At 71.2% G+C, this 8,463-nt stretch carries 7 protein-coding genes; 2 read left to right on the top strand and 5 right to left on the bottom strand.

The features are described from left to right. Both Q4I23_RS27700 and Q4I23_RS27695 read right to left on the bottom strand, forming a co-directional pair. Positions 1–521 (bottom strand): hypothetical protein (locus tag Q4I23_RS27700; RefSeq protein ID WP_498528343.1); only part of this gene is annotated, 521 nt, incomplete at its 3' end. Then, positions 518–1,945, bottom strand: coding sequence for a hypothetical protein (locus tag Q4I23_RS27695; protein ID WP_454020495.1), 1,428 nt, complete (start codon positions 1,943–1,945; stop codon positions 518–520). The genes Q4I23_RS27695 and Q4I23_RS27700, both read right to left, overlap by 4 nt. 281 nt (positions 1,946–2,226) lie before the next feature. Between Q4I23_RS27695 and Q4I23_RS27690 the strand changes: the two genes are divergently transcribed. Both Q4I23_RS27690 and Q4I23_RS27685 read left to right on the top strand, forming a co-directional pair. Continuing rightward, positions 2,227–4,179 carry a right-handed parallel beta-helix repeat-containing protein gene (locus tag Q4I23_RS27690; protein ID WP_498528342.1) on the top strand — a complete coding sequence of 651 codons (1,953 nt, stop codon included), beginning with the start codon at positions 2,227–2,229 and terminating at the stop codon, positions 4,177–4,179. Positions 4,180–4,183: 4 nt separating this feature from the next. Continuing rightward, entirely contained in the window at positions 4,184–4,786 is a 603-nt protein-coding gene (locus Q4I23_RS27685; protein ID WP_498528341.1) for a demethoxyubiquinone hydroxylase family protein, read from the top strand. Between the two features lie 6 nt (positions 4,787–4,792). Here the strand turns inward: Q4I23_RS27685 and Q4I23_RS27680 are convergent, their stop codons facing one another. The 3 genes from Q4I23_RS27680 to Q4I23_RS27670 are packed head-to-tail and all read right to left on the bottom strand — an operon-like array spanning position 4,793 to position 8,438. Beyond that, on the bottom strand, positions 4,793–5,941 hold the full coding sequence (locus Q4I23_RS27680; RefSeq protein ID WP_454020498.1) for a glycosyltransferase family 4 protein: 1,149 nt from the start codon (positions 5,939–5,941) through the stop codon (positions 4,793–4,795). Next, positions 5,941–7,152, bottom strand: coding sequence for a glycosyltransferase (locus Q4I23_RS27675; protein WP_498528340.1), 1,212 nt, complete (start codon positions 7,150–7,152; stop codon positions 5,941–5,943). The genes Q4I23_RS27680 and Q4I23_RS27675 overlap by 1 nt, the downstream gene beginning before the upstream one ends. Beyond that, positions 7,149–8,438, bottom strand: a complete 1,290-nt coding sequence (locus Q4I23_RS27670; RefSeq protein WP_498528339.1) for a glycosyltransferase family 4 protein — start codon at positions 8,436–8,438, stop codon at positions 7,149–7,151. Before Q4I23_RS27670 ends, Q4I23_RS27675 begins: the two co-directional genes overlap by 4 nt. Between the last annotated feature and the right edge of the window lie 25 nt (positions 8,439–8,463).

The following is an 8,463-nucleotide window of genomic DNA, read 5'->3' as shown; positions in this document are numbered from 1 at the left end:
ACGCGATAGCTGTTATAGTCTCGTGGGCTCGGAGATGTGTATAAGAGACAGACGGTGGACAGCGCCAGCCCGCCGACACGCTCCCCCAGGTCGCGTTCCGATAACTGAAGGATCACCACGCGCGGCGGGCGCTCCCGGAAGTCAGGGGAGGTCAGATAGGCGGCCATCGGCGCGGCGCCCGCAGCCCGCACGCCGACGGTCAGGCCGGTCAGATTGACCAGGTGGTCGGTCCAGTAATGGCCGTAGCGGCCGTGGCGCTCTTCCGCTTCGGGGCGCGAGAAGCCGTCTCCGAACACCAGCACGTCGTAGGAGGCGCCGGACCGGGCCGCCTCGGCGAGCGGCGGCACGAAGATCGCGCGCGGTGCCTTGGGGCCGAAGCGGTTCTCGGCGAAGCCGCCCAACTCCGTCAGGTCGCCGTCGGGCGGGTCCAGCGCGAAGGCCAGCGGCAGGACCAGCGCAGCGGCGAGGGCCAGCCCGCGCAGAACGATCCTGTCCAGCCCGCCCCTCACCGGTCGCCTCACGCCCGGTCCGCGGGGAACCGGACGCCGGGCAGGCGGAAGGCGGGCTTGTGGAAGACGGACATGCGGCTTTGGGCGAGCGGCGACCCGGCGGAGTCGCCGATCCACAGGCGCAGCGCCTTGGTCGCGCCGATCCACAGCAGGATGGGCAGCAGCGAGAAGAAGCCGAACTTGACGATGGTGATGTTGCCGTCGCGGTACCATTGCAGCGACAGCGGGATGAAGGCGCAATAGAACAGCACCGCGTAGCGGTTGGTGAAGCCGGACTCCCAGAACCAGCGGTGCAGCCGGCCCAGGATCAGCCCGACCACCACCATGGTGACGATCACGCCGATCCACCCCGCGCTCATCCAGCCGTCGCCGGCCAGCGAGGTGGTCAGGTTGGAGAAGTTGCCGAAATCGTGCAGCGACACCCATTTGACCGGCGCGCCGATGGGCTTGTCCGGCCACAGCATGCGCGGGATCGGCTCGGTGAAGAGCTGGAGATACTGGGTGAACCAAGTGTAGGTGCCCGACTGCTGCGGCACCGCCCACAGGATGAAGGCCAGGAAGTCGAAGTTGGCGATGTCCTGGTTCGACACGCTCTCGACGAAGGAACCCTCGCCGCCCTGGAAGATGCTGAACAGCTTGCCCGGGTTCTCGGTGCCGGCCAGCACGCCGCGCAGGAAGTCGCGGTTGTTGCCCAGCGTGTGGAACAGCAGCAGGACCGGCAGGCCGCAGGCGAGCTGCCACCAGCGGAACCACTTGGTGCGCGTGTGGTAGAGGATCAGCAGCACCATGCCCAGCACGCCCATGATGATCGCCCAGCGCCCCCAGCCCAGATAGGCGCGGTAGCTGACGAAGGCGATGAAGGGGATGAAGGACAGCGGGTGGAAGCGGCTGACCCAGATGATGCCCAGCGTCAGCGGCAGGCCCATCGAATGGGCCTCGGCGATGTAGCCGGTGGTGTTGACGTAGACCGGCTGGCCGGTCAGCGGGTCGCGCTCCATCTGCACGTCGCCGGTGCCGGTGAAGTCGGCGCCGTCCTGGCGCAGGATGGCCGAATAGATGGCCAGCGGCCCCAGCGCCGCCACGGTCAGGACGAAGGCGGTGATGTCGAGCCGGTCGAAGGTGAAGGTGGGCGCCCGGCTGAGGTCCGGCTTGACCCGCCCGGCCCAGCCGCAGGCGACGGAGAAGGCGACGAGCGCGACCGAACTGACCGTCAGCGACTTCACGAACTCCGCCGCACTCGGCCAGTAGCCCATGAACAGCCAGGCGTTGTCGATGCCGAAGCCGTGGACCAGCAGCGGTCGGATCACGAAGACCAGCGTGTGGAAGATCAGATAGTAGGTCAGCGGGTGGAACATCGACGCGGTGCCGGTGCTGAGGAACACCACGGCGACCAGGGCCACCACCAGCACCTGCGCGATCAACGCCGTTTCGATCATGCCGGACTCCGCCTTACCTCGTGAACGCGCGTCACCGCCAGCCACGGCCGGTGGTGGGGCGGCCGGTGGGGCGGTGTCGTCGTGCCGGCCCTCGGGAGCGACGGCGGCACATCCGGAAGCAACGCCGCCGGCCCCGGTCGGGTCCCCCCCGTCCGGGAGCGCAGACGGCGAGGTCCGCCCGGTCAGGGCTATCCGCAGGGCACCTTCGAGGCACCCCGTCCGCGCTTTTGCTTCATCCGCCCCCCGCCGCCAGTTTCGCTGGGGTGCGGAACGGAGGTGATATGACGCGCCGGAATCCTGGACTCTTCGCGGGCGGGCTGTTGTGGCTGGTCCTGTTGCTGGCAGGTGCCACCCCATCCGTCGCGGCGGAGCCGGCGATCCACGTCTCCCCCCAGGGCGACGACCGCTGGTCAGGGCGGGTCGCCGCCTCCACCCCGGACGGACGGGACGGCCCGGTCGCCACGCTGGGCCGCGCGGTGGAGGAGGCGCGCAAGCGCGGGCTGCATCTGGTCCTGCTGCGCGGCGGCACCCACCGGCTGACCGACACGGTGACGCTGGGTCCGGAGGATTCCGGGCTGCGCATCGCCGCCTTTCCCGGTGAAACCCCGGTCCTGTCGGGCGGGGAGGTGGTGACGGGCTTCAAGGCGGAGCGGGACGGCGTCGTCTCCGCCCCGCTGGCCCGCGAGCCGGGGCTGGACGTGACCGCCGGCGGGGTGCGGCTGCGCGCCGCGCAGAGCGGCGCCTTCGACCCGCAGGACCCGATCCGCAGCGGCTGGTTCATCGCCCAGCAGACCAAGGGCGGCGGCGACAAGCGGCAGTTCCGCTTTCCGCCGGGCACCGTCCAGGCGGGCTGGGCGGTCCCCGGCGTGCGCGTCCAGGCGCTCGACCGCGAGCGGCAGGCCGACGACATCCGCGGCATCGAGCGCATCGACCGCAACGGCACGCTGGTGCTCGACCGCGACGGCTGGTACCCGTTCCGCGACGGCAGCACCTTCCGCCTGCTCGGCCATCCCGATTTCCTGAAGTTCCCCGGCCAGTTCGCCTGGAGCGCCAAGGACCGGCGCCTGCTGCTCCGCCCCCACGACCCGGTGGCCTTCGCCCGCGACGGCGAGGCGGTGGTGGCCCGCACCGCACCGCTGATCCAGGCGGAGAAGGCGGACTCCATCACCCTCGACGGGCTGTCCTTCGCCGACGTGCCCTACAACGGGGCGGCGGTGCGGCTGGCCGGCGGTTCGGGGCACCGCGTCCTCGACAACCGTTTCTCCGCCGTCGGAACCGGCATGCTGCTGGTCGGCGTCGCGGACAGCGAGGTGCGCGGCAATCGGCTGGAGCATCTGGGGCGCAGCGGGATCGAACTCACCCCGGGCAGCGCCGGCAACCGCATCGTCGCCAACACCATCCGCCATGTCGGCGAGGTGAACTTCTACGGCGGTGGCATCATGAGCGCTGGGGTGACCCGCACCCAGATCGCCCACAACGACATCCGGCACGCCGCGCGCTACGGCATCTCCATGAAGAACTGGAACCCGGAGACGAAGAACACCGACAACGTGATCGAGTACAACCGCATCCGCGACATCGGGCGGGAGACCGCCGACCTCGGCGCCATCGAGACGCTGGGGCGCAGCGACATCGACACCAAGCTGGTCATCCGCTTCAACGACATCCGGGGAACCGGCGGGATCGCCACCGACGCGGCGGGGCGCTGGATGACCCGCTACAAGGGCTTCGGCGTCTATCTGGACGACCTGACCAACGGCGTGCGGGTCGAGGGCAATTTCCTGGAGGACACCGGCTGGGCGTCGGTCTTCATCCATGGCGGCGATGGCAACCGGGTGGAGAACAACATCGCCGTGCTGACCGACGAGCGCGACCGTTTTATGCGCTTCGAATGGGTGCCGAAGGCGGGGACGGCGGGCTTCCTGCGCGACAACGAGGCCAGCCGCAACCTGATCCACGCCCGCGTCCCGGTGGAGCAGCTGGTGACCGCGCTGACCGGCGGCGAGTACCGGCTGGAGAACAACATCTTCGACCGTCCGGGCCGCGGCCTGCGCGCGCCGGGGGCGGCCACGGAACGCACGCAGGCGCGCTCCGTTCAGGGAGGGAACCTGCCGGACCCCTATTTCATGAATCCGGCGAAGGACGACTACCGCCTGCGCCCGAACTCCCCCGCCCTGAAGATCGGCTTCCAGGAGCTTCCCTGGTCGCGCATCGGTCCGGAAGGGGCGCGCTGAGCCCGTGGACACCCGCATTCCCTCGCCCAAGCCCTTGGCCAAAGCCCCGCCATCCGCCACCATCGGGCTGGCGCCGCCGCAACTCGACCTGTCCGCCCTGCCGCCGCGCATCCTGCGCGAGCTGCGCGCCAGCCATGTCGGCGAGACCGTGGCGGTTTCCCTCTACGACGGCGTCGCCGGCGCCACCTCCGATCCGGACGTCCTGCGCTTCGCCGCGTCCCACCGAAGGGTCGAGCGGCGGCACCTGCGGCTGTTCGAGGCGGTCCTGCCGCCAGAGAAGCGCAGCGCGCCGCTGGCCTTCTGGCGTTGGTCGGGCCGGGTGATGGGCGGGCTGCCGGCTTGGCTCGGCCCGCCCTATTTCTACGCGGTGGTTGCCGGGGTGGAGGCGTGGGTGGACGGGCATTACGCCCGGCAGATCGCCCTGGCGCGGCGGCTCGCTCCCGATCCGGATCTGTTGAATTTGCTGGAGGCCTGCCGCCTCGACGAGCGTCTCCACGCCCGCGACGCCGCCCGCCTCGACCCGGCGCCGCCTTGGACCGCCCGCGCGCTGGCGTGGCTGGCGGTGCTGCTGTCCCGCATGGGGGTGATGGCGGCGCGCTGGGTGTGAGGGCGCTCAGCCCATGGCGCGTTTTGGCCGGACGGCGGTTCCGGCGGCTTCGGGCAGCGGGCCGGCGATGCGGTCGAGCAACGCGTCGAGGCCGCTGTGCCCGGACTCGTGGGCGGCGCGGGCGCGGGCGTGGGCCTGCTCGGAGGCCAGCGCCAGCGCGTCGCGGTCCTTGGCCCACAGGCGCAACGCCGGGAGCACCGCCTGGATGAAATCCCGGTCCTGCGGGACGAGGCCGGGACGGGGAATGTCGCTGCCGATGCAGCCGCGGTCATAGGCCAGCACCGGCACGCCCGCCGCCATCGCCTCGAACAGCACCAGCGGCTGCGCCTCGTTGCGGTAGCGGGTGGGGAAGACGAAGACGTCGATGTCGCGGTAAAAGGCTGCCTTGGCGTCGTCGTCCACCGGGCCGCGATACTCCACGTCGCCGTCGAAGGCCACCAGCCCCGCCGCGACCAGCGCATTGTCCATGCGCCCCAGCCCCGGCCCGGCGAGCACCAGCTTGACGTCCACCCCTTCCGACCGCAGGGCGCGCAGCAGGGTGAACAGCGTGTCCAGCCCCTTGTCGGCGCACAGGTTGGACAGGTGGCCGATGCGCAGCGGTCCGGACTTGCCGTGGCGCGGCCGCGGCACCGGCGGGGTGAAGATGGCGTTGGAGACGCTCATCGCCGTCTTCGCCGCCGGGTAGAGCGCCTGGAACCGCGCCTGCATGGCCGGGCAGAGCAGCACATGCATGCAGTCCGTGCCGGCCAGCCGGGTCAGCAGGCTCATCCGCCACGTAGGTTTGGAGATGGTGGCGAAGGAATGGTGGTGCAGCGTCCGTTCATAGCCGAACAGCCGCGCCGTTCCGGCCAGCGCCGCGGTGTAGAAGATCCCCAGCCCCGAATCGACGGGCATGTAGAAACGCCGTCCGGGGATCGTCGCCCCGGCCGCCAGCCGTAGGCCCGCCAGCAGGACGCGCGTGGCCTTGGCCGCGTGGTAGCGCAGGCCGCCGCCGTTCCAACCCGGCGACAGGTCCGCGACCTCCACCGTGGCCTGCACCGGCCCGCGATCGCGCAGGCGGTCCAGCACCAGGGCGGTGACCCGACTCATCCCGTCCATGGGCGGGGGAAGGCGGCCCGAGACGACGATGTGGGGGGTGTTGCGGCGGTCGGTCATCAGGCTTCGCTTTCACGAGTGCCCTTGCGGGCGCTTTCATCGGTGCTTTGGGCGGCGCCCTGGTCGGCATCCTTGCGGGCGCCCAGGCTGTGCAGGGCCTTCTCCACGGCCTCCGCGAAATAGCCGGCGTCGGCCAGCGCCTGGAATGGGCGGCCGTTGAGGCTGAGGCGGCGCCATTCCGCCTCGTCCGACGCGACGGACAGCATGTGGCGGGCCAGCCCCTCCGGGTTGTCGGGCTCGACGATGTGGCCGTTCAGCCCGCTGCGGATCAGCACGTCGCGGGCGCCGCACTGGTCGGACAGGATCGTCGGCACGCCCATCGCCAGCGCCTCGTTCACCACCAGCCCGAACTGCTCCTCCAGCGAGGGCAGCAGCAGGCACAGGGTGGAGCCCAGCGTCTCCGCGATCCCCTTCTCCTGAAGGAAGCCGCGGAAAAGGATGTGCCCCTCCAGCCCGCGCCGGGCGACCTCCGCCCGCAGGTCCGCCTCCAGCGGGCCGGAGCCGCAGAGGTGGAGGGGCCGCGCCGCGTCTCCGGCGAGCCGGCGGTAGAGGTCGTAGGCCTCGACCGCGCGGAACAGGTTCTTCTTCGGCACGAAGCGGGCGATGATCGTGAAGTGCCGCTCGGCGAAGGGCACGCCGTCCGGGGCCGGGGTCATGCCGGACAGACGGCGCACCCGGTCCAGCGACAGGGTGTCGTAGCCGATGAACAGCCGGTCCTTGGGCAGCCCCAGGAAACGGTAGTAGTCGACGGTGCGATGGCTTCCCCCGATCGCCGCCTGATAGGGCTTGTAGAGCAGGGACTTCAGCGCCTCGCGCCAGAGGACGCGCGGCTTGTCGTCGAACTTGGAGGCGTTCATGTTGACGACGCGCCGGCCCATCAGCCGCATCGTCACCGCCAGGGCGAAGACGTCCGGCTCCTCGTAATGGCACAGGAAGACGTGGCTGGCCCCCGCCTTGCGGCATTCGCGCAGCAGGGCGCGGTAGACCTGGAAGGACGGGATGTCGGCCTTGGAACGCCCGGGGAACAGCGTGACCTTGCGGAAATGCTGCCCCTCCCCGGTGGAGTCCCAGGCGTAGGTGTGGGACTTCGACCCGACCTCCAGACCGACCACGTCGTAGAGATGGCCGAGCCGCCGCCCGACCGCCTCCAGCCGGTCCATGTGGTAGGGGCCGAACATCTCCCAGGAAAAGACCAGGGCGGGCTTCGTCATGCGGCGTCGTCTCCCAGCAGCAGCGCGGCGTAGCGCGCCAGGACGGCGCTGCGGCTGGCGTTGCCCTCCACCCAGGCACGGCCCCGGCGGCCCATGGCCGCGCTCCGGGCGGGATCGTTCAACAGGTCGGCCACGGCCTGCGCCATGGCCTCCGGCGCGTCGGGCGGGGTGCGCAGGAAGGCGTCGATCTCCGTCCCCAGCCGGTCGAGCGCCGAGCCCGGCAGGCAGGTGCAGACGAAGGGCCGTCCGGCGGACAGGATGGTCACCGCCTTGCCCGGCATGGCGAAGGCCGCCCCCTCCGGACGCTGCGGCACCAGATGCACGTCGCCCTCGGCCAGCCCCTCGGCGAGGCGGTCGGAGGCGATCAGCGGGGCGAACTCCACGTTGGGCAGCGCCATCGCCTTGGCCTGGGCCTTCAGCTCCTCCTCCAGCCCGCCCTGGCCGCGCAGCAGAACGCGGGCGTCGGGGCGCAGCGCGTGGAGGTGGCGGGCCATCTCCAGCACCTGGTCCAGCCCCTGCTTGCGGGCGAAGGCGCCGCTGTAGAGCACGGTCGGCGGCTGGCCCTCGGGCCGGGGCAGGGGGCGGACGGCCTCGGCGTCGACATGGGGCGGGATGACCGTGATCGGCCGCCGCACGCCGAGGTCGCGCAGCACGTCGGCCATCGCCTCCGACAGCACGACGATGCCGTCGGCGCGGTTCAGCGCGGTGCGCTCCACCGCCTGGATGGCCTTCAGCGCAGCCCCGCCGCCCATCCCCAGCGCGCCAGCGAGGCCCGACTGGATGTCGTGGACGATGGCGATGTGCCGCCCGCCCGGCGCGCGGAAGCGGTCGGCGACGGCGACGCTGAAGATGGAGGGGCAGAGCGACAGCACCGCCTTGTGCCGCTCGACTCGCCCGCGGGCGCGCGCCGCCAGGAAGCCGGCGTGCAGCACCCCCTCGTGGATCAGCCGGCCCTTCATGCCGCCGCCCTTCGGCGGGATGGTGAACAGCCGCTCGATGCGGACGCCGTTCACGGTGCGGCGGTCCTCGGCCCCATCGGCGTAGCCGTCGTAGATGGCCTGGCCCGGATAGTTGGGGCGGGCGGTCAGCACGGTCATGTCCGTCCCCGCCGCGGCGAAGGCGGTGGCGAGGTCGGTCATCATCGGCGCGCTGCCGGCCGGTTCCGGCCAATAGCTCATCGCCACCAGCAGGACCGATGGCGGCAGGGCGGCCGGAGCCATCGTCCCAGCGGAGACGGGGGTGCGCAGGGGTGTGGAGTCATCGGGCATGGGCTGTCTCTTATACACATCTCCGAGCCCACGAGACTATAAC

The sequence above is a fragment of the Azospirillum sp. UFLA03-27 genome, from assembly GCF_059803775.1.
This window is presented reverse-complemented; position numbering and strand designations above follow the sequence as displayed.